We start from the raw sequence: 21,035 nt of genomic DNA on the forward strand, positions 1-21,035 counted from the left end.
TTCCGAAGACTCCCCGCTGATGACGGATCGACGCCTTGACTTCGGTTGCACATCGTAGCACGCCGCATGCCCGGCGCAAGACGCGTCTCAGACGCCGCGTCCCGCGCCCGCATGCCATGCCGCATGCCGTGCCGTGTGAGGCATGCCGCCACACGTGCCGTGCCTCACGCGGCGGTTCGCGCCGCCTACCGCTCCCCCGCCGCGACGGCGCCGACGCGCGTCGTGAATGCGTCGAGGAAGCGGGAGACGTCCACGCCGACCGCGGCGTCGACGGTCTTCTCGGCCGTGTTGAGCCGGTCGTAGTCGCCGATGGTGCGTCCGCGCGTCGGCCCGTCCAGGTCGACTTTGAGGTTGATCGGCAGCGTGGTGACGAGCGTCGGGTCGAGCGCGACGGCCACGGCGAGCGGGTCGTGCAGCCCGCAGCCGCCCATGCCGGGCGCGCTGACCGCGTACGCGTCGATGTAGTAATCGGTCATGTCGGCGAGGAACCGTCCGGCCGGTGTGCCGGTCTCGCGCCAGACCTCGGTCTCGCGTTTCGTGAGCAGCGTCTGCATGGTCACGTCGAGCCCGATCATCGTCACGTGCGCGCCGGACCGGAAGATGCGGTCGGCGGCCTCCGGATCCTGCGCGATGTTCGCCTCCGTCCACGCGTTCACGTTGCCGGGGACGGTGAGCGCGCCGCCCATCATCACGATGCCGCCGATCATGCTTCCGATGCGCGGCTCGCGTTCGAGTACGGCGGCGATGGTGGTCATCGCGCCGGTCGGCACGAGCCACAGGTCCTTGCCGTAGGTTTCCGCCGCGTCGATGATGAAGTCGACGGACGGTTCCGTCGCGGCTTCACGCGTGGGATCCGGGATGTCGACTTCGCCGATGCCGTTGCGCCCGTGGATGAACGCGGAGCCGCGGCTCACGGTGAACGTGCCGTCGCCGCCGTTCGTCTCGTCGGCGGCGATCGGATGGCCGACGCCCCGGTGCACGGGGATGTCGGGGTGTCCGAACAGTTCGGTGACGGCGAGCGCGTTGCGCACGCCCTGCGCGACGGTCACGTTGCCGTAGGTGCCGGTGATGCCGATGAGTTCGGCGTCGGGGCTGCCAAGCGCGTAGGCGATGGCGAGCGTGTCGTCGATGCCCGTGTCGAGGTCGAGGATGAGTGTCTTCCGGTCGGTCATATGCGTTCCGCCTTCCTGCCGTGTGCCGGCTTCAGGCTATCACCTCCAATCGGCTTTCCCCGTCGGGGGTGACGCGGCTGACGCTGATGCGTTCGGCGATCTGGTCTTTGAGCCAGTCGACGTGGGAGATGATGCCCACGTCGCGGGTGCGGCTGATGCGGCGCAGCATGTCCATCACGTCGGCGAGGTAGTCCTGCGAGAGGGTGCCGAAGCCTTCGTCGACGAACAGCGTGTCCATGCTGATGCCGCCGTTCTCCGCCTGGATGATGTCGGCGAGCGCCAGCGCCAGCGCGAGGGAGACGAAGAACGTCTCGCCGCCGGAGAGGGTGCCGGGGTTGCGGGTCTGTTCGGTGCGCCGGTCGAATACGGTGATGTCGAGTCCGGTTTTCCTGTTGCCCGTGGCGATGGCGTCGTCGACGAGCCGCAGCTCGTAGATGCCGCCTTGGATGTCGCCCAATAGTTCGTTGGCGCGGTCGAGCACGTCGCGGAACCGTTCGGTGACGGCGTAGGTGATGAGCGTGAGCCGGTTGGCGGCGCCTGACGCGCTTTTGTCGCCGTTGGCGAGGGCGGCCATGCGCTCCAGCGGCGCGAACCGTGCGGTCCGCCGCGCCCACTGGCCGGCCGCCCGTTCCATTCGTTCCGCCTGCGTCCGCCAGTCCTGTCCGAGCGTGGTGAGCGCGCCGACGCGGCGACCGGTTTCGGCGGCGTGCCGTTCGGCTTCCTGCACGGCGGCGGCCAGCGCGTCCGTGTCGATGGCGGCGATCGCTTCGCCCAGTGGCGTCGGCTCGCCGGCCTCCGTGTATGCGGTGGCGGCGGATGCGATGACGCCCAGCTCGCGCATGCCGTCTTCGCCGATGCCGGCGAGGGCTTCTTTCAGCTCGTTGCGCGACCGTGCGAGATTGGCTGTGGCCGTGTGCAACGCGTCCTCGTGGCGGCGGATGCGCTGTTGGAGGTCGACGCGTTCCCGCTCGTCCAGTCCGGCGGCGGCCGCTTCGTCGATGGTGGTGAAGTGTGCGCTTCCCTTGAGCGCGTGGTCGCGTTTCGTCTGCGCTTCACCGGCGTTGCGTGCGGCGGCGTCCGCTTGGGCTTGGGCCTGCGTGTGCCGGCGTTCCAGTTCGTCTCGTTCGTCGATGGCACGTTTGAGCCGTGCCGCCTCCCGTTCCTGCGCTTTGGCTTCGTCCAGTCGTGCACGGGCGGCGGCCCGCTCTTCGGCGACGCTGGTCTTGGTGTGTCCTTCGGCGTGTTCGGCGGCGGTGTTCGCGGCGTTGCCCGTCTCGGTCTCCTTCGCTTCGGCTGCGGCGAGCGCGGTCCACGCTTGTTGCGCCGCCTGTGTGGCGGCGGCGATGGTCTTCCGGATATCGCGCAGCTCGTCGCGTCTTGCGCGCGCCATGTCCAGCGCGTCGACGGCGGTTTCGAGCTCGGTGATTCGTTTCTCGGCCTGTTCGACGTCGAGTCCCTCGCTGTGCTCGCGATGCGAGTCGAGGTCCCGTTCGGCTTCGCGCAGCGCGGTTCGCGCTTGTTCCGCCGCGGCTTGTTTGTCGGCGACGCGGCGTTTCAGTTCGGCGATCTCCTGGGCGTCGGCCGCGTCGTCGGGCATGACGGCGGGATGTGGATGATCGGTGCTGCCGCACACCGGGCAGGGTTCGCCGTCTTCGAGCGTTGCGGCGTATCGGGCGGCGCCCGCTCGTCTGATGGCGTCTTCGGCGCTTTGCAGGGTGCGTTCCGCGGCATGGTGCGCGGCTTCCGCCTCGTCCCGTCGCCGTTCGAGCGCGGGCGTTTCCTCCGTGAGCCGTTCGGCCTGCCGCGCGTGTCCGAGTATGCGTTTGGCCTGGTCGAGCTGCGCGTGGAGGCCTTGTTCGCCGCCCAACTGTTCGGCGATCTGCTGCAGTTCCCGCTCGACGTTTTCGGGATCCGGCAGTTCGTCCGATGCCTGCTGCGCCTGTTCGGCGACGGCGCGCGCCCGGTCGAGCTCCTGCTTCGCCTGCTCGTGTTGCGTTGCCGCCCGTTCGGCGGCGGCGACGAGCTGTTCATGCGTGTCGGCGCGTTCCAGATCGGCGCGGGCCGCTTCGGCGCCTGCGGCGGTCTGAAGCGCCTGTTCACGTCGGCGTTCCAGATTGTTCCGATCCGTCAGCTGGTCCAGCTGCCGTCGCAGCGTCGCGTTTTGCTCGGCGAGACGCTGCTGTTCGACCTGCAGTGCACCGGCTTCCCTGTCGAGGTCGAGAATGGGCTGCGCTTCGATGGCTCGCGCCAGATCATGGCGGGATCGTTCGATGGCGGAATCGTCCGCCTGCACATCGTGCAGCGCCTGGATGTCGCGCAGTTCACGCGCCGCCGCGTCCCGCAGCGTTTCGGCGTCCGTCTGTCGCGCCCGCGCGAGGTCGAGCGCCCGTCGGGCCTGCGTATCCCTCGTTTCGCCGTCGCGTACCAGCGCATCGCATTCGGCGTCGACGCCGAATGCGACATCACGGAGGCTGTGTCGGATCTCATCCGGCTCGCGCGCGGGATAGGCGAGTCTGCTGGCATCCTCACGGTCGAGTCCCCATCGCACATTGGACAGGATATCCAGCTTGTTCTCCGGCCCGCCGCCATCCTCCAGCTGGATGCCGTCCTTTTCCGTAGCGCCCTGTTGCTCGAGGATGCGCGCGGCTGTGGCCTTGGCCGTGGCGATGCCACCGACGAGACGAATCCCCTCTTTCTCCACGTCGGCCCTCATGCTTTTGCGGCGCTCCGCGAGCTCGGTCTGGATGTCCTCGTAGATGGTCGCGCCGAACAGGTCCTCGACGAGCTCGGTGCGCTTTTCCGGATTCAGGGACAGGAACATGGCGAACTGGCCTTGCGCGAGCATGATGGTACGCGAGAACTGTTCCCGATCCAACCCGATGATCCGCGTGATCTCCGGACGCACGTCACCGGCGCGCGAGGTGATCGCCTCGGCGTGACCGGCTTCCTCCGCGTAGGCGAAGTACCGTTCCGGATCATTGCCCGGAGCCTCGGCCAGAGCGGCGATGCCGCAATCGATTCTCATGAGCTTGCCGGTGGCGTTATGTGGGGTGAACCCGTCGCCGCGGGTTTTCGGCTGGTCGTATTTCGGGGTGCGTCGCACCTCGTAGTAATCATCGCCGGACCGGAAGATCAGATCGACGTAGGTTTCGGTCCGTTCGCCTGTGAGGAACCGGGAGCGGACGCGCTGCCCGTCGCCTCCGGCGTCCAACGTGTCCTTCTCGTTGCCGGAGATGTTGCCGTACAGGGCGAACGTGAGACAGTCGAGAATCGTGGTCTTACCGGCTCCGGTCTCCCCGTCGATGAGGAACATGCGCGAGCGGGTCAACGCGGCGAAGTCGATGGCGTATTCGCCCTTGTACGGGCCGAACCCGCGGAATTTCATGGCGATGAGCCTCATGTCAGTCCTCCTTCTCCACGCCGTCGATCATCGTTCCGCCGGCATCGCCCTCATCGGCGACGGCACCTTGCGTATGCTTCACGGAATCGTTGGATACGATTCCGTCCGCATGCTCGGCATGTTTGGCCCGGGCGGCCTCCAACGCGGCCTCCAGCACCTGATGCTCCTCCTCATTGGCCTTACGGCCAAGCTGATGTCGCACGAACTGTTCGAGCACATCCATTTCGGAGGATGCCGTTCGAAGGTCCACGGTTCGCCGCCCTGTCGTCGCACGGCTCCGGTCGTAGACGATGTTTTTCTCCAACGCGTGCTCGTACCGGTCGTCGATCTTCTGGTAGAGTCCCTGCGGGAATTCGCCGACGTGCACGGTGACGGATACCCAGTCGTCATGATGGGCGGCGGCGGAATCGCCCAGGATCTCGTCCACTGTGCCTTCCAGCCGCACGAACGCGGGCTCGTCGGATTCCACGTCCAATGTGCGGAGGTTTCCCACGTGTCCGTCGACGATGTCGAGCAGCACCACGCTCTTGCCGTTGCCTTTCACCGGAGGCACGCGGCTTTCGGAGAACGAGTAGGCGAGCAACGACCCGCTGTAGCGTGCCTGCGGCGTGCGGTCGAAACCGAACACGGATTCGTCGACGGGCAAGTCGGGCACATTCACCCGCTGCGGCCGGTGCAGATGACCGAGCGCCAGATAGTCGAGACCGCTATGGGAGAAGAGCCCAGCCGGCACACTGTCGACGCCGCCTACGGCGATGCCCCGCTCGGAGTCGCTGGGCGCGGCACCGGAAATGAACGCGTGCGCCATAAGCACGGCGGCCACATGCGGGTCGGCGGCGCGCCGGTCGGCGAGGTCACGTGTGACGAGCTCCATCGCCGCGCGCATCATGCCCTCATGCGAGCGCGGGATGCGATAGTCAACGCCCGCCTGCTCCAACAGTTGCTGGAGTCCGGAGCGCGCCGTGTCCGGGTCGAGGTACGGCAACGCGTACACGGCGAGCGAGTCGCCGCCGCGCGTGACCGTCACCGGTTCCGCGATGGTGTCGAGTCCGCAGCGCACGTGCACGTTCGGACGCATCAGACCGGCGCCGGTACCGAGACGGATCGCGGAATCATGGTTGCCGGGCGTGATGACGATCTCCAATGGTCGACCATCTATCTCGAGTCGTCCGAGCCGATCGAACATCGCATCGAACAGACGGATCGACTCGGCGGATGGCACGGACAGGTCGTAGACGTCGCCGGACACGCACAGCACGTCCACGTGCTCGCGCACGATCACGTCGATCAGCCATTCCAACGCCCTGCGCTGGTAGTCGAGCAGGTCCACGCCCTTGAACCTGCGCCCGATATGCCAGTCGGAGGTATGCAACACCCTCATGCCGGCTCCTTTCGTTCCGTCGACGGCCCATCTGCGGCACCGTCGTATCCATTGCCTTCATCCACCGTAACCGGACAATCCCCGCCCGATGCATATATACCGGTTTCGCGATGGCGCATCGCCATGCGCGTCATCACCATGTCGCATGTCAGACGCCTAGTCGTCGTTCATCTCGCTGAGGAACATGGCCTCCGCGGACACGAAGCTGAGTACTGCGGCACCGACGACGAACCACAGTCCCCAACCCATGATGATCTGGAGAATCGGAATCGCCGCAAGCACCATCATGCCCAACACCCGACGTACTTGGACAAATCCATCGACACGACGGTGCAACCGCGTCACGATCTGATACACCACATATTGGGCGGCAGAGAATGCGACCACGACCAGCACATCGAAAATCACGATGGCGACGTCCGCAATGAAGTCGGTGGTCATGTAGTTGAACACCTTAACGAACGTCTCGCCAGCAGGAGAGCTGAAGAACGCCGACAGCCCCACGACATTGACCAACAGCGCACCGATGACCACAGCGAATACGATCCTACCCAGCGTTTCAAGGAACCTCATTCCAATCATCTTCCTTCCCCGCCGGCGTTCCCGGCGGATTCTCCTCGCGGTGGACGATCCGCTCCGGAATCGTCCCGCCTTACACCATCCATAACCGGACAACCATCAAAAAAGCGCGACACACCGGAAATATCAACGCTTCAGAAGTCACCCACACACGTCCGTCACCTGCCGATGCGACCCCAGTCCTGCAGGGCGAAGCGGAACGGGATCTCGCCGTTGTTCACATAGTTGTCGATCTCCCATTCCTGCGGGCAACGCGCCATGACGTCCGCGAGATAGCCGATGTTGAGCGCGAAATGACGCGGGCAGTAGTAGAAGGTCTCCACGCGGGCCTCGCCCGGATCCTTGAGCAGCGACTTGATGTAGTATTCCGGCGTCTCCTGGCATCCGTAGACGCTTTTGCGTTCCGTGTCATACAGGTCGGCGAAGTCGTCGTCCTCGTCGGTGTAGCCGCCCGACTCGTAGACGCAGTGGGGGCGCCCGTCGCCGCCGTCCTCATCGTCTTCAATGGGCGGCAGGCCGGTATCGTCCCGCTTGAACTCCTCGAACACATCGTCCAGGTACAGCACGCCCGGCAGCAGCAGTCCGGGTTTCGTCGCCGTCGGTGCCATCGTCGCAGCCATCGTGGCCGTCGCGGCCATCATCGCCATCGTCATCGTCGTTCCTTTCATCGTTTCCTTCGTCGTTTCCGTCGCGGTCGTCGCCGTCGTCCGGTTCACGCGTTCCACCGGTCGTCGTCGCGCGTCACCTCGCGCAGCCGTTCGACCGCGGCGCGTCCCTTGTCGAACGCGGGAGTGTCGCGCAGAGCGACGAGCCGGCGCACCTCCTCGCTCCACGCGTCGATGTCGGCGCGCAGCTGCGCGTCCGAATAGCCGGTCTCGGATTCGTAGCGTTCGTGCCCATTGAGGCTGTGGTAGTCGTTCGTGGGATCGTGTTCCACGCCGGTGTCCGAGTCGATGGGGCGGATGCGGATCGTCATCGCGTTCTCCTCGCCCACGATGAGTTCGATGACGGTGCCGACGAACGCGGGAAGCACGACGCCGGTCGTGTTCTCAATGATCGCGAAGCTGCCGGCCAGCGATTTGTCCGGATTGCCGGTGAGCAGACCGTCGCGAATCGCGACACCCCGATCGAGCGCGTCCCACAGCTTGTCCACGTGCGTGGTGACGGGCGAGTCGGGCATGCCCGGCATCGCCTCCCGGAAGCTGATCTTCGCCAGCGGCGACGTGACGCCGTTGCGCAGACGGTATTTGAGGAAACGCATATTGAACTGCCCGCGCGCCGGCGTGCGGTCGTCCGTGACCATGCATCCGAGCGTGTCGATGATGGTGAACGGTTCGATCCATTTGCCGTGCCATGCGCCGTTCTCATCCTGCAACGGGAATCGAAAGTGGGCGACGTCAAACCTGAGGAGCGTCTCGCGGGTGCGGACCGTGAGCAGACGCTGCAGTCCGGGAGCGTTGTCCGGATAGCAGAGCTTGATGCGCGCCAGCTTGCGGTTCCTCCCGGTGGGAATCGGATGGAAGTGCTTGTTCTTCGACATGTCCAGCATGATGCCGTTCCTTTCCTGCGTCTCGGCGATTCGGACGTTCCGGACCGTTCGTGCGTTCCGCCTTCCCTAACCGGACATACGATGAAAACACGCGACACGCCTCATTCCCCGGCGTTTCGCGGCAGTGCGCGCGTTGTCCGGTTAAGAGGGGTGTCCGCCGGAAACGAAGACGACGGGCGACGGCCCGCATCGCCGACAGCGCGTCACGACGGCGGGATCCGTCACGGCACGCATGAGCATGACGCACACGACGAGGAAAGGAGACGCCGATGCTGGAGGACCCCATGCCACGGCGATCGGACCGACTGGAGGCGACACGTTTCCGCCCCGACGGCATGCCATGCATCCGGGCGGTAGACTGGGCGACAGTCATACCGATGCAAGGAGGCGGCATGTCCGGACAGAGGAAGGGAACGGACGACTGGGATAAAACGAAGACCCAGTATTATCGTGACGAGTTCATCGGCGAATACCGCTACGACAAGAACGGTCCCACACCATTCCGCAAGAAGAAGCGCGAGTTCGGCCCGTTGGCACTGTGCATGATCGAGAACCAGGTCGGAAAACTGCTCGAAAAGTACAGGCCGACGTTGCCCGAGGGCGCTCCGGACACGCCACGCGATTGCGCACACCAGTTCTACGCGGATTGTCTGGACAATCTGCTGGCGGCGATGGATGACCCCCGGACCGAAAACGACGCCAAGTTCGTGAGCTTCATCAAGACCAGCGCGGAGGGCTGGTTCAGAAAGATGTACGAGCACACCGATGAAGGCAAAGCCAAAGATGTGCTGCGTAAGCGGATGGGCCGAGATTCCCGGTTCACCAACGACTTCACCGCTCCCGAAGCGGGGCGTCTTGGCGGCGGCAAACCCACCGGCAAGGAAAGGATGAGGGGCGGCCGCGGAAACTGGGGACTGTCCTTCGAATACCTTGACTCGCACGGACTGGATGCGAACGAATACCACACCCCTTCCGCCGTTTCCGAAACCAAGTTGGAGACGGTGGCTCTCCGTTACCCCGTCTCCATCGACAGGAAGGCGTTGCAGGACGCAGACCGCAAACGCAATCCGAACTACGGTCTGCCCGGCCAGATGGAGAACATGCTGGAAGGAGTGTTCAATGAAGCGAAGGGCACGTTGCCGCTCGGCTCAGTATTCCAAATCGTCCGATACCGCATGGCCGTGCAGGAGCATATCACGGTGACCCATCCGACGGATGAGGACGGCAACCCGATCGACTTCGCAGTGGACGACACGTCCGCCGCGGACGCCGCGCTCGAAACGATCGAGGGCGGGGACGACAAGCAGTGGATGACCGATCTCGCCGAAACGCTTGAGATTCTCCCGCCAAAACGTAAAACCAAGTACCTTAACAAGCATCCGGAGATACTCGGCAAGTTGCTCAACAGCAAGAATCCGAATATCCGCAGGGCGTTGCTCGCCCTTGAAGGTCAACAACCCGAGCAGAAAGCCTGAACATCATGAACAACACACGATCCTTTACCGAGCTGCTCGGTATGTACGATCAGCTGAAAGACATCGAGCCCGAAATCACCATGCCCAGCGGCGACGATCTCGACTCCCCCGAACGCATCAAACACCAACTGGACGAAGGCGTGAAGCGGGGGCAGCTGTGGAGCGCCTATGCCAATGGAGATTCCCTGTACGTGCTCATCACGGCAGTGGATGACGATCCGCGTATGGCCACCGTCATCCCCTTGTCGAACGACTTGCGCAGCGAGACCGACGATTCGCTCGTCGTCGGCAACACGCCATTGGACATCGAAATGGTCGCATGGCCCGGCCTGAAGGCCCTCATTCCGGTGCGTCTACTCTATAAGCCGATGAAGGAACTGTCCGAAAGCGCCGTCAAGGCCATCGAAAACGACAACCTTCGTTTAGCGAAGAAGGCTGATGCGATTCGTCGTGGCCACGATAGCGGAGCGTACGATTCCCCGTTCGTCAAGGACCGCGATGACATCACCGTCATCCTGCTCAAATGGCACGCCATGTGCTTCGACCTGCCGAAGCTGCACGAGAAGGACGAGGAAGCCGAGGTCTCCACGACTCCCGGACGCGGCGAATACGCCAAGGCGCTGATCACCGTGCTTGGCCTGCCATTCGATCAGGTGGACGACGTGCTGGACGGCGCGACCCCGTTGACGGACGAGCAGCGTGCCAAGCTCGCCGACGCAGGCGTGCAGGCGCCGAATACGCCGAAGCGCACGTTCCACCTGCCTGCAGATCTTCTGGTCGAAGTGGAGCAGCCGGCTTGGCGCCGGGACGCGGACGAGTACGCACAGCGTCTGGACGGCGACGCACGTGTCAATCTGGCGCGGGACGCATTCACGCTCGCAGCACGTCCGGACGGCCACGGTCGCGAGGCATGGCGCGGTGCGCTGCATGACGCGTACCGCAATCGTCTCGCCGAAGACGACGCTCAGGACTGACCGCAGTCGGAAAGGCATGAACGAACGACATGGCTAAGCTGTCAAGGGAGTGGGTCGTCCGGCAGGTCGATCGGATGATCGCCATTGCGAACGAGAAGCATCCGGACACCTTCCTCAAGGACTGTCTCGGTGACCCGTACCATATACGCGATCATTGGGATGACGAAATTCTGATGGACATCGACAAGACCCACTCCCAGCGACGTCATGAGGATGTCAGCGACAACGATGACAGGGAGCAGGTCTCGGGATACTGCCTACCCCAGTACAAGACTGCCGACGGCAGGGCCTTCATCAAGGTGCGGGCGTGCGATTTCGCCCCGAGAACCTACTTCACGATCCTCCATGAGCTCGGGCATCATCTGCAGAACTCGGATATCGAGCTCTTCTGCGCTTTGCGTGACCTTGATGACAAGGCGGATCAGAAACGCGCCGAGGAGAAGGCATGCGACATGTTCGCCTCCAAGGCGTTGATTCCGGATTCGGTGATTCCGGAACTGCGCACCCACCGTTGGAACGCCTTGGCGGTGAGCCACCTGTACAAACGCGTCAAGGCGTCACGGCCCGCCGTGGCCCGACGGGTGGCCGGCCTGTTGCAGCCGGGCGCGTGGGTCACGTTCATCGACCAATACGGCCATCCCAAGCTACGCGCATTCTCGGACGGTCACACCGAATACGACGACATCGAGATCATGCCGGCGGAGCAGCTGGTGCTGGACGCGTTTGACGAGGTGCAACACGAACCATGGCGCAGACACCCCGGCGAGCACCATGACGAGATGACCATCTGTATCGCGAACCTCGACAAGCCGCGTATTCCGCGCACACGGCCCAAGCATTACACGCGAATCAGTGTCGCTCCATCGTACGCTTGCATGTTCGTCATGGGTGGTCACTGAGATCTGGCGGAGTACTGCATGATGGTCATTCTGTCACTCCGCTCATCCGAGTGGCGATGAAACGCCCCACGGTCGCACGATGGACATGATATTTCCGCGCGATGTCAGCTTTGGTGCAGCCGCGCCGAAGCATGGCGCGTATATCAGACTCCTTGCCGGACAACTTCACCGTCTGCGAGAGGCTGCCTTTCGGTCGTCCCAATGGTTTACCTTCGGCTTTGCGGCGAGCGAGCGCCTCCCGCGTCCGCTGGCTGATGAGGTCGCGTTCGATCTCGGCGGACAGGCCGAAAGCGAACGCCAGCACTTTGCTCTGGATGTCGTCGCCGAGACGATACCCATCCTTGATGGTCCAAACACGGCATCCACGGCTCATGCACTGGTTCAGCACGTCCATGATCATGAACAGGCTGCGACCGAGTCGCGATAATTCAGAGCAGATGATGAGATCTCCATCAACGACACAGTCAAGTAGATTACCAAGCCTTCGCTCGTTCACCGCTTTGGTGCCGCTGATGGTCTCCTCGACCCAACAATCAACCGCAAGGCCTTCGTTCCGTACGCAACGTTCGATTTCGAACCGCTGATTCTCCACCGTCTGCTTGTCGCTGCTCACTCTGATGTATCCGTAGATCATGGCTGCCAAGTCACCACCCATACTGGACGATTTCTCGCAACCGAAGATCGTGTGGGGAAACCTGTGCATGCGCGCCCAGTACGCCATGGTGAAGGATGACGCCATCGTCTGCGCGCCTTCGCCGTTCATCGCTACGGACGACTGGTTCCTGCTCGGCATACTGAATTCCAAGGCGGCGGACTGGTATGTGCATCAGGTCGGAGTCACCCGAAGCGGCGGATACATGGAGTACAAGCCGGTGTTCGTGGAGCAGATTCCGATTCCGCATCATGTGCCGGAGAACACTCGGAATCGGATCTCCCTGCTGGCTTGCACCGCTCAGGAGCACTGCCGACGGGGACTGGCCTCCGAATCGGAGGAGAACGCCATAGATCAGCTGGTATATGGGTTGTTCGGTCTTTCCGATGCCGAGCAGGAGACCATCGAACGGTTCTCACGCCAATGAGAAGCGTTCGATGAAGTTCCTCTCCTGCGGGTTCAACCCTATCGTTTCGGCGATGCTTTCGTCCAACGCATGGTCGAGTTCACGTGCTTCCTCCTGCGTGCAGTCGTCGTTCAGCCTGGCTTGAACGAGCTGGAGGAACGCGTCTTCGGACGCTCCTACGAGCGACACGATGGGGAGCTGTTCGATGGTGTATTTCTTCCATCGAACGGTTCCCATTCCCGTCGTGGTGCCCAAAGTGGAGAAATAATACTCGGAGAGATGTGAGTTCAGGAACCCCAGAACAACGGGAAGGCGCTCGCCGGCCATGAGGAACGTCGTCGCTTCGGGCACATACGCGCCGTCGCCGTCGAAGGCGAATTTGGCCTTGTCGGAGATTTCGCCCCACACGATCTTCGGTTGCGAGAAATCGTCCATATAAGCACAATCACGAAGATTGTACTGGGTATCACCCTGATCAGCGCGTTTGGACAACTTGGGTTCGAACGAATCCAACCACTCCTTAACCGCAGGATATGAATCCACATCTACGCGAGGAACGACCTCTCCACCATGCTTATAACCGTTATGGGATGCGACAAGATAACGGTCCGCGAACTCGTAGCGGTAGCGTTTGATGTCGCGGCCGCGGAGCACGGGGCGGATGATCTCGGCGCTCTTCGGGTCGGCGGCGACCAGTTCGTCGCGCTTCTCCTTGGAGATGATGAACGCATCGTTCAATCCGGTCTTCACACCGTAGTTAATCCGCACGTCAAGCTGCTTGAGCGGCGTGCCGGCCTCCTCCATCTTGTGCTTGATGGAACGCTCCACATCGGCGAGAATCACCCACGGCGAACCGCCATCCGTCACGCTCTTGCCGCCGTTCGTCTTGTCCGTGCTGGTAACGGTTCCGAACGGGATGGTCGTGGCATGTTCCATGACATAGTTGCCGATGTCGTTCAGCGAATCATCCGCATACCGCACGGCCTGCAGCACTTCACCGGCATGCCCCTTGGCGAGGAGCATGATGTTCGTATCGACCGTGGCGCTGCTGAACCGGCCGGCACCCAGATCGATGAGCGAGATCACTTCGGCGTTGCGCGCGAGATGCTTGCGCAGCTCCTTGCCGTACTTGTTGCGCATCCACTTGTTCGACGTGATGAAGTCGAGCACGCCATGGTCGGACAGCAGATCCAGCCCACGCTCGTAGAACAGCTCGTACAGGTCTCCCGTCCTGTTGTATGAGCGGTACCCCAAAGCCTCATAGAGCTTCGCCTTGTTCTTCATCTTCTGCAGCTGCACGTACGGCGGATTGCCGATGACCACGTCGAACGTCTCCGTGCCGAACATGAACCCGGGGTCGAAGAACGGCGCCTGACCTTCCGCCCTCGTGGCGGAATGCGGGTGGAAACGACCGATCTGAACGCCCCTCGGGGAGGAGTCGGAGCTGCCTCCCAATCGTTGCGCGATCTTTTCGAAACGCTCCATCAGCTTATGCTTCTCCTCCGGATCGGTGGTGGAGAAGTATCGGGCGCGGATGTCCTTCAGGCTGACGAACGACTCGCCCTCATCGGCCAGATCGAACGCCCCCTGCTGCAGGGCGCCGCCGTTCAGCCGCACATCGCCGATGGAAGCATCATCCGCCCTGTCCGAACCGTCCACGTCCGCGGGAGCCAACGGCACCAGCGAATCCGCGCACACGAACTTGAAGTCCAGGTTCGGCAACGGCTCGACCTGATCGATCGACTCGCGTTCCACGATCATGGACAGCCACACGCGCAGGCGCGCGATCTCCACGGCCATCGGCTCGATGTCCACGCCGAACACGCTGTTGCGCAGAATCTCGAGCTTCTGATGGTAGGCATCCGCCGTGGCCTTCTTGCCCATCAGGCGTACGCGGCAACGCATCAGCAACTGCAGCATGCCCATCGGGAACGCACCGGAACCGCATGCCGGGTCGAGCACGCGCACGTGCTCGATCGCCGCAATCGCCTTCGGCAGCACCGTCTCGGTGTTCGAGTTCCACAGCCCCTTGCGGGCATCGCCGTCGGTCTCCCATGAACCGTCCGACCTGTCCAGCAGCCGGTCAACGCCCTCATGGACCCCCTTGCCGTCGCCGAGCGCCCGATACAGGTACTGGCGCACCGACTCACGGCACATGTACGCCACAATCTCGCGCGGCGTATAGAACGCGCCCTTGGCCTTTCTCGCGGTCGTGCCGGTATCGTCCATCTGCTCGGCGAGCAGGGATTCGAAGATGCGTCCGAGCATCTCCGGATCGATGGCCACCTGCTCGTAATCCGGCGTGGACTCGTCGGTCGTGAAATCGTACTGGCCGAAATGCTCGTACAGCCCAGTGAAGAAATCCTCCGGGAAGGGGATCGCTTCGCCGGGGAAATCCGTCTCCTGCTCCTCGAACAGGCCGCCGTTCAGGAACGGGGTGACGGGGTCGCCATCATCACCGCGCTTGTTCTTCGCCGTGTTCAACGTGCCGAAGAAGAGGCGCTTCAGCTTCCGCTCGTAGTACTCGCCCGCGCTAAGACCGTCGATATCCAGGTAATGCTCGTCCGGGTTGAGGAACCCCTTCTGGTTCAGGAACCAGGCGAAGAGGATACGGCCGATCAGACGGCTGGAGAACATCTTCGAGTCCTCCTCCTCATGACCGGAGGCGACCAACGCCTTGACCAACGTGTTGAAACGCGCCGCGATGCCCGCATAGAAGCTCTTGTTGACCTCGGCCATGTTGAAGGCGTCCCAGAGCGCGGCGTGCACGCGCTCCTTGACGGCCTCCTCATCATCACCAGCGAGATTGCCCTCGCCAAGTACGCCGTGCAGGTCGGAGAGGATGCGCTTCTGCGTGTTCGACAGAGAGCCTCGGAGCTCCATGGTGCGCAGATTGCCCGCCCGGGACACCACCACGATGATGGACGGCGTATTGGCCGGGGCGAAGAAGTAGATTCCGATCGGATACGTTCCGTACAGGTTGGAGGCGAGCGCCACACCGTCCTCCCAATGGGCGCCCTCGGCCACGCAGGCGCTGATACGCGCCTTCGTGGCCGACCCTTTCAAGCCTCTGAACGTGGCATCGAACCAATCGTCATCCTCGGTCAGACTACATGCCAAGGCGTCCTTCGGCATAAGCGGATGGGTCACGAACCACTCCTCATGGTCCACCGGGAATGGACGGAACAACGCATCCTTGGTCTCGTCATCGATTGGGAACTCGTCGGAATCCACCCCACGGAGCATGGCGAGCACCCATACGGCCACACGCATACCGGCACGTTTGCGGTCATCATCGGACGCGTCGACGTCATCGTACCGACCATATTCCTCAAGTGCGTTTTGCAGACCGGTGAACGTAATCATGCCCGCCATTCCTTCCCTTGACCTGATGCTCTATGGATTGTATCCCATCGAAGCCGTCGTTCCCGGTTCACAGGTCAGGAGACATGCCGACCAGAGCGCACCGCCACTTGCCGCCATGGCCTTCGCCACCGTCCTGCCCGGTATCGTTCAAGAACGACCGCCACTCGGCAAGCAACGCCTCGCTGATCGTCAGCGATTGCACATCTCCCACCTTGCCGGCCTCTCTTCGCAGGGCATTCATCAACGTGCCATACCGCTGATTGGCCTGCACCAACCCCTGAACGGCCCCCAACGCTCCCAGAAGATCGCGTTCTCCCAGCTGGCTTTGCAACACGCCCAGCAGCTGGATCTCGGACTTCTTCGGTCTGAACGGTTTTCTCGCCTTGACCGGTTTGGCCATTCCCACCCGCGTCAGCGCCAGTTTTTCGACATCGTTCCGGTTCACCTGCGAATGGTCGACCCGTCGGGCATTGTCTTCGGGATCGGCCTTCAGCAGGTTCAGCGCCTCTTCGTTCGCGATGGGCTCGACCGTTCCGCCCTTGTCGAGATCCACACGCGCGAAACGATAGTTCATCCCGTTGCCGATGCCCCCGGCCTGTTCGCACATCACCACCACGGAGCCGTGCAGACCGGAATCCGAGGGGAGATAGTTCCACTTCCCCTTCGGCATCGACGCGATGCGATCCAAATCCTTCTGGGACGCGTGTTGCAGGAACTCACGCAACGCATAGACGTGCGCCCCCTGCCATGACAGCATGTCGTTCTCCGCGTCGACACCGTCCATCACCTTTCGGATTTTTGCGTCGTCACCGCTGTACAGGTCCTGGATGTATTCGATCGGATTCTCGTCCGCTGCCGTGAGCACGCCCTGATCCGTGCCGATCGAGTTCTTGATCGTGTCGATCTTCCCCTGCAGGCGGGAAAGCAGGCCGAGATAGTATTCCAGGTCCTCGGCCGGAGCCATGTTGCCGATGAGCACCTTGTCGAACTTCGACCCCAGTCTGTTGACGCGTCCGTTGCGCTGCACCATGCGGACCGGGTTCCAGTGGAGATCGTAGTTGATGAGGATGGCCGCATCCTGCAGGTTCTGCCCCTCCGACAGCACATCCGTGGAGAACAAGTAGTCCAGCTCATATTCGGAACCGGCGAACGTGTACTTCTTGGATACCGGCGAGAACCGGTTCACGACGTTGTCCAGATCGGTCGAAGCCGCGGTCAGGAACGCCGCTTTCCTCTTGAAATCGGGAATCTCCTTCTCCAACAGCGCCGGCAGCTTGGCGTGAAGATAGTCGATGGTGTCCGCATAGGCGCTGAACACCAGGATCTTCCCTCCGAACCGTCCGTCATGCAGCACCTTGCCGAACTCGTCGCGGAAGGCTTCGAGCTTGGCGTCCAGACCGTCATCGACGCATTCGGCCAACGACTCGATTAGCACGTCGGTGATGTTCCGGTCCCGCCGGATGTCCTTCCACAGGCCGTCCAGATCGAAATCGGCTTCATCCGCCTTGGCCCGCTTGACGCCAAGGTCATCCAGGTTCCGATCGACATCCTGATCGGAATCATCCCAGAACTCCAGCTTCTGCTCATCGTCCTCATCCTCCAGCAGCGACAGCGACGACGATTCGATGACGTAACCGGCTTTCAGCCAGGTCGCGAACCTGTCGAGCCTGCGGCGATAGCGCTCCACGGACAGTTTCAACGCCTGCAACGATGATTCGAGACGCTTCAGCCATATGGTCTGCAGGATATTGTGGATCGACATCGCCGAACGGAGTTCCGCGGCCTCGTCATCGGAGACCTGCAGCAGGCCTATGCCCTCCACGGTCATGTTCCGGTACTCCCACGAGTACAACATGGAACGATAGACGGGGAACCCCAGCAACGAAATCAGAGCGCACACGTCCTCGACCAGCGACCCCGCTTTCCGGCTCCCGGCATCGACGAAGCGCCGAGGATCCTGCTCGACGATGTCGAGCGGGTGCAGCAGCCGCTGCGTCTCCCCCGCCAGTTCCCCATCGTTCAATCGGAGCGGATCCACGCCCTCGAACGACTCGCCGTGCTTTCGTATGGATTCTCTCACCACTTCGGACGCCCGTGCCGGGAAAGCATAATCAATCGTATCGAACGTGTTCTCCGGGAATCCCGCGGCGGCCTTGCCGCCGTTCAGCAGCTTCGATTCCTCCTGCACGCCCCGTCTGGTCGAACGCACGATGAAATGGCTGATACCCTGGGACAACGGCTGGCGATACACCTCCCAATCGAACGACTCGCCCCGACGCTCCATGGCCTTCCGCCGCGTGTCGAGCATTCGGAGGAACTCGAAGAAATCCTTGGTCCGCACGTTCGAGGAACCGCCCGCCGGGTCCTGATACGACACCATCACCCCGGATTGCATGCGGCCTCCCAATCCCAGCTCCAGTTGGCTGACCAGATCCTTGAATCCGTTGTTGATGGGGGTGGCCGTCAACAGCAGCACTTTGGCATCGGGATTCTCCGAGACAAGCTCCAGAACAGCCTTGAACCGTTCGGAACGTTCGTTGCGGAGGTTGTGCGCCTCGTCGATGACGATCAGATCGGCGGGGTACGACCGACGGTAGGCGTCCCGCAACTGGTGGATGGCCGGAATATCCTGCTGCGACACCATGCTGTAGCCGGATTCATCCAGATCGAAGAACTCCTTGAGATCGGCGCGCCACTGGTTCTTCAGCTTCGCGGGAGGGATGATGGCGATATTCCTCTTGCCGTTCCTTCTGAAATGATCGATCACGGCTCCCGCGGTCACGGTCTTGCCGAGACCGACCGAATCGGCGAGGATCGCCGTCCCCGTCTTGTCGAGTTTGTTGACGAGGATGCCCGCGTTGCGCTTCTGGTAGGAGAACAGCACATCGGATTTCCCATCGTCGTCGCCGTCATCCAATTCCTGCGATATCTCATCGGGGAACAGCCACATCAACGCCTTGATGTAGGCGTCATACGGGCCATAGGTCTTGTTGCCCACGGGAGAGCTGCTGATGATCTCCTGGAAGTCACCGGTCCAATCCTGCACCTCGGGAAGATTCCACATCATGTCGAACCAGGACAGATGACCGTATTGTTGTTTCTCGGTGCGCGGCTCGTACAGGACGGTCGTCTCGTCATCCTCCAGATAGTTCAGTTCCGCATTGCCGCCGGTCGCGGTATCCGAAAGACCACGCCCGGTGAAGTTGGATGAGCCGATGATGCCCACCGCACCTTCGGTGTCGTAGGAGCCGAACACATACTCCTTCGCGTGGATGAACGGCTTGCGACAGATGCGCACCTGCAGACGTCCCTCATGGATCATCCCGGCCAGGATGCGCGCCGTCTCCCTGTACCGGGCGACCTTGTCCTCCGGCAGGTCACCGAGCTCCCTGAGGTCCTCGGCGATGTCCGCATCGGGGAAATCCTTGTACAGGTTCGTCAGGTCGAGCCTTTTATTCGCATACGGTTCCGCACCGATCAGAATCCTGACGGACCGGTAATCCTTGATGAGATCGATCAGCATCGACGTGCCGATCATATCCCAGTACCCGGTGACGATGGACAGATCCTTGTACACCGGATTCGAAGCCACCTGACGCAGCACATCCCCCAAGGACTGCCTGCGGTTATCCACGAAACGAATCAGATTCCCCATTGTTTTCAACCTTCCGATCGCACGACCTCGCTGTTGTTTCCATGCTACTCAATAATCGGGTCCGTTCCCCTGCTCGTGCCTTGCCATAGAAATCTCATGAGGCATGCGAGTTCCCTCGCTGTCTCCCATTCGGCAACCATCGCCGCTGTCTTCATAGACATTCCCTTGGTGTAGGTCCGCAAGTCGGCATAGCCAGGGGAATGCCCGTCAATGAAGCCAATCGGAATCATCGGATTAGTCGAGGCCTGCCGCCGCTCTCAGCACGTGGTAACCTGAAAAATCCGAATCCGCGGTGGACGCGACGGCGGCGGCCACGCCTTCGGCATTATCATCATCGTCGCCATCGTCGGACTTGATATGCACCGGATCGATGATGGGCATATAGCCGCCATCCGCGGTCTGCTGCGCACGGTTGACCTCCTCCCATGCCTTCTCCCAGTTGTTCACCTCCTCCGCGTACCCCGGATACGGTTCGATGTTGTGGACCTCCCAATCGATGATCTCCCGAGTCGTCACCGGATGAGACGGGTGGAATTCCTCCGTCAGTCCTTCCGGGATCGGCACTGTGTAATCCTCGATGTTGTCGTCGTCTTCAGCGGGATCGATGAATCGTACGGTTCCCATGATGTTCTTCCTTCCCGCCCCTATCCGGGGCTGATTCCGCGGTCCGGACCATCCGAACCGTTACGACAGAAGAAACCGGACAAGCACGCGGAATACGCGACACGCCCCGAAAATGGCCATTCGTACGCCTCATTCGGTTGGAAACAGCAACCCTCCAAACAGCACGGTGAAGCGTTAAGTTCCCTAATGCTCTTCGTGATCGTTGATGCAGACGTCGAATCGCAGGTCCGGTTCTTCGGGAGGTTCGGCGATGAACCGTTCAATCCGTTCCATCTGCTTGCGGCTGATGCCTCGCCTAGGGGCGTGCATGTCGCGCGTGTGTGTCTTGGAATATGCGTGAAGGCCCTTGGGAGCTGTTGCTCGACCAAGGGCCTTCCTTATCGTATGGATGCGGCGGCGTGCTACTCTCCCACACTCTCTCGGGTGCAGTACCATCGCCGTGCCAGGTCTTAGCTTCCGGGTTCGGAATGGGACCGGGCGTCTCTCCTGGGCTATGACCGCCGCAAATCTTCAATTATCAAAGGGATATCGGCTCCCTTCGAACGCTGGTGGTTCGGGGACCGGATGGTGGACGCTTGTCGATTGTCTTATTGTGACGTGTCACGGTTGCTCCGTGTCGCGTGCATTCGCAGAAAGAGGTTGATGCCGTCCCAACATGGTTGGGATGTGTGTGTCGCGCTTCCCCGTTAGTACCGGTCGGCTCCACCCCTCGCGGGGCTTCCACGTCCGGCCTATCGACCACGTGTTCTTCATGGGGGGTCTCAGGAACCGTAGTTCCCTGGGAATACTTATCTTGGAGCGGGCTTCCCGCTTAGATGCTTTCAGCGGTTATCCCTTCCGAACGCAGCCAACCGGCGGTGCCACTGGCGTGACAACCGGCGTACCGGAGGTTCGTCCACCCAG

The 21,035-nt window shown here is 62.1% G+C and carries 14 protein-coding genes and 2 rRNA genes; 4 read left to right on the plus strand and 12 right to left on the minus strand.

Annotated features, from left to right (window positions below; translation table 11 throughout):
- Nucleotides 1-185: 185 nt before the first annotated feature.
- From AC1AYD_RS10140 to AC1AYD_RS10165, 6 genes are all read right to left on the minus strand, one after another.
- Complete coding sequence (locus AC1AYD_RS10140; RefSeq protein WP_476503302.1) at nucleotides 186-1,172, minus strand: nucleoside hydrolase; 987 nt, start codon at nucleotides 1,170-1,172, stop codon at nucleotides 186-188.
- A 31-nt stretch (nucleotides 1,173-1,203) separates the two neighbouring features.
- A complete protein-coding gene (locus tag AC1AYD_RS10145) occupies nucleotides 1,204-4,572 on the minus strand; it encodes an AAA family ATPase (RefSeq protein WP_476503301.1) in 3,369 nt (1,122 codons plus the stop codon).
- A 1-nt stretch (nucleotide 4,573) separates the two neighbouring features.
- A complete protein-coding gene (locus AC1AYD_RS10150; protein WP_476503300.1) occupies nucleotides 4,574-5,953 on the minus strand; it encodes an exonuclease SbcCD subunit D in 1,380 nt (459 codons plus the stop codon).
- Nucleotides 5,954-6,109: 156 nt separating this feature from the next.
- A complete protein-coding gene (locus tag AC1AYD_RS10155; protein ID WP_476503299.1) occupies nucleotides 6,110-6,526 on the minus strand; it encodes a hypothetical protein in 417 nt (138 codons plus the stop codon).
- Between the two features lie 164 nt (nucleotides 6,527-6,690).
- On the minus strand, nucleotides 6,691-7,200 hold the full coding sequence (locus tag AC1AYD_RS10160; RefSeq protein ID WP_476503298.1) for a hypothetical protein: 510 nt from the start codon (nucleotides 7,198-7,200) through the stop codon (nucleotides 6,691-6,693).
- 44 nt (nucleotides 7,201-7,244) lie between these two features.
- Entirely contained in the window at nucleotides 7,245-8,081 is an 837-nt protein-coding gene (locus AC1AYD_RS10165) for a hypothetical protein (RefSeq protein WP_476503297.1), read from the minus strand.
- A gap of 269 nt (nucleotides 8,082-8,350) precedes the next feature.
- Between AC1AYD_RS10165 and AC1AYD_RS10170 the strand changes: the two genes are divergently transcribed.
- Genes AC1AYD_RS10170 through AC1AYD_RS10180 form a run of 3 tightly spaced genes read left to right on the plus strand, consistent with a single transcriptional unit; the run spans nucleotide 8,351 to nucleotide 11,429 of the window.
- Complete coding sequence (locus AC1AYD_RS10170) at nucleotides 8,351-9,556, plus strand: hypothetical protein (protein ID WP_476545128.1); 1,206 nt, start codon at nucleotides 8,351-8,353, stop codon at nucleotides 9,554-9,556.
- 5 nt (nucleotides 9,557-9,561) lie between these two features.
- On the plus strand, nucleotides 9,562-10,530 hold the full coding sequence (locus tag AC1AYD_RS10175; RefSeq protein ID WP_476503295.1) for a hypothetical protein: 969 nt from the start codon (nucleotides 9,562-9,564) through the stop codon (nucleotides 10,528-10,530).
- A 29-nt stretch (nucleotides 10,531-10,559) separates the two neighbouring features.
- Nucleotides 10,560-11,429, plus strand: coding sequence for an ImmA/IrrE family metallo-endopeptidase (locus tag AC1AYD_RS10180; RefSeq protein WP_476503294.1), 870 nt, complete (start codon nucleotides 10,560-10,562; stop codon nucleotides 11,427-11,429).
- A 25-nt stretch (nucleotides 11,430-11,454) separates the two neighbouring features.
- On the opposite strand, the gene AC1AYD_RS10185 is transcribed toward AC1AYD_RS10180, so the two are convergent.
- Nucleotides 11,455-12,168, minus strand: a complete 714-nt coding sequence (locus tag AC1AYD_RS10185) for a master DNA invertase Mpi family serine-type recombinase (protein WP_476533153.1) — start codon at nucleotides 12,166-12,168, stop codon at nucleotides 11,455-11,457.
- Between AC1AYD_RS10185 and AC1AYD_RS10190 the strand changes: the two genes are divergently transcribed.
- Nucleotides 12,062-12,508: a TaqI-like C-terminal specificity domain-containing protein gene (locus tag AC1AYD_RS10190; protein ID WP_476503293.1), complete on the plus strand. Its 447-nt coding sequence runs from the start codon at nucleotides 12,062-12,064 to the stop codon at nucleotides 12,506-12,508. The two genes, AC1AYD_RS10185 and AC1AYD_RS10190, sit on opposite strands and share 107 nt — an antisense overlap.
- Here the strand turns inward: AC1AYD_RS10190 and AC1AYD_RS10195 are convergent.
- The 5 genes from AC1AYD_RS10195 to AC1AYD_RS10215 all read right to left on the minus strand — a co-directional run.
- Nucleotides 12,497-15,853 carry an Eco57I restriction-modification methylase domain-containing protein gene (locus tag AC1AYD_RS10195; RefSeq protein ID WP_476503292.1) on the minus strand — a complete coding sequence of 1,119 codons (3,357 nt, stop codon included), beginning with the start codon at nucleotides 15,851-15,853 and terminating at the stop codon, nucleotides 12,497-12,499. The genes AC1AYD_RS10190 and AC1AYD_RS10195 overlap by 12 nt on opposite strands.
- A gap of 67 nt (nucleotides 15,854-15,920) precedes the next feature.
- Nucleotides 15,921-19,508, minus strand: coding sequence for an SNF2-related protein (locus AC1AYD_RS10200; protein WP_476503291.1), 3,588 nt, complete (start codon nucleotides 19,506-19,508; stop codon nucleotides 15,921-15,923).
- A gap of 234 nt (nucleotides 19,509-19,742) precedes the next feature.
- On the minus strand, nucleotides 19,743-20,132 hold the full coding sequence (locus AC1AYD_RS10205) for a hypothetical protein (protein ID WP_476503290.1): 390 nt from the start codon (nucleotides 20,130-20,132) through the stop codon (nucleotides 19,743-19,745).
- A 388-nt stretch (nucleotides 20,133-20,520) separates the two neighbouring features.
- Nucleotides 20,521-20,637 (minus strand): 5S ribosomal RNA (rrf, locus tag AC1AYD_RS10210).
- A 161-nt stretch (nucleotides 20,638-20,798) separates the two neighbouring features.
- Nucleotides 20,799-21,035: ribosomal RNA gene (locus tag AC1AYD_RS10215) — 23S ribosomal RNA — on the minus strand; the annotation flags it as partial.

This window comes from Bifidobacterium sp. LH_426, from assembly GCF_056356875.1.

What these genes read in the sequence shown, in the direction of transcription:
- AC1AYD_RS10170 (WP_476545128.1), top strand. Translation starts at nt 8,351, where the DNA reads ATGCTGGAGGACCCCATGCCACGGCGATCGGACCGACTGGAGGCGACA.
- AC1AYD_RS10200 (WP_476503291.1), bottom strand. Translation starts at nt 19,508, where the DNA reads ATGGGGAATCTGATTCGTTTCGTGGATAACCGCAGGCAGTCCTTGGGG.
- AC1AYD_RS10155 (WP_476503299.1), bottom strand. Translation starts at nt 6,526, where the DNA reads ATGAGGTTCCTTGAAACGCTGGGTAGGATCGTATTCGCTGTGGTCATC.
- AC1AYD_RS10150 (WP_476503300.1), bottom strand. Translation starts at nt 5,953, where the DNA reads ATGAGGGTGTTGCATACCTCCGACTGGCATATCGGGCGCAGGTTCAAG.
- AC1AYD_RS10140 (WP_476503302.1), bottom strand. Translation starts at nt 1,172, where the DNA reads ATGACCGACCGGAAGACACTCATCCTCGACCTCGACACGGGCATCGAC.
- AC1AYD_RS10180 (WP_476503294.1), top strand. Translation starts at nt 10,560, where the DNA reads ATGGCTAAGCTGTCAAGGGAGTGGGTCGTCCGGCAGGTCGATCGGATG.
- AC1AYD_RS10165 (WP_476503297.1), bottom strand. Translation starts at nt 8,081, where the DNA reads ATGCTGGACATGTCGAAGAACAAGCACTTCCATCCGATTCCCACCGGG.
- AC1AYD_RS10195 (WP_476503292.1), bottom strand. Translation starts at nt 15,853, where the DNA reads ATGATTACGTTCACCGGTCTGCAAAACGCACTTGAGGAATATGGTCGG.
- AC1AYD_RS10190 (WP_476503293.1), top strand. Translation starts at nt 12,062, where the DNA reads ATGGCTGCCAAGTCACCACCCATACTGGACGATTTCTCGCAACCGAAG.
- AC1AYD_RS10145 (WP_476503301.1), bottom strand. Translation starts at nt 4,572, where the DNA reads ATGAGGCTCATCGCCATGAAATTCCGCGGGTTCGGCCCGTACAAGGGC.
- AC1AYD_RS10185 (WP_476533153.1), bottom strand. Translation starts at nt 12,168, where the DNA reads ATGGCGTCATCCTTCACCATGGCGTACTGGGCGCGCATGCACAGGTTT.
- AC1AYD_RS10175 (WP_476503295.1), top strand. Translation starts at nt 9,562, where the DNA reads ATGAACAACACACGATCCTTTACCGAGCTGCTCGGTATGTACGATCAG.
- AC1AYD_RS10205 (WP_476503290.1), bottom strand. Translation starts at nt 20,132, where the DNA reads ATGGGAACCGTACGATTCATCGATCCCGCTGAAGACGACGACAACATC.
- AC1AYD_RS10160 (WP_476503298.1), bottom strand. Translation starts at nt 7,200, where the DNA reads ATGAAAGGAACGACGATGACGATGGCGATGATGGCCGCGACGGCCACG.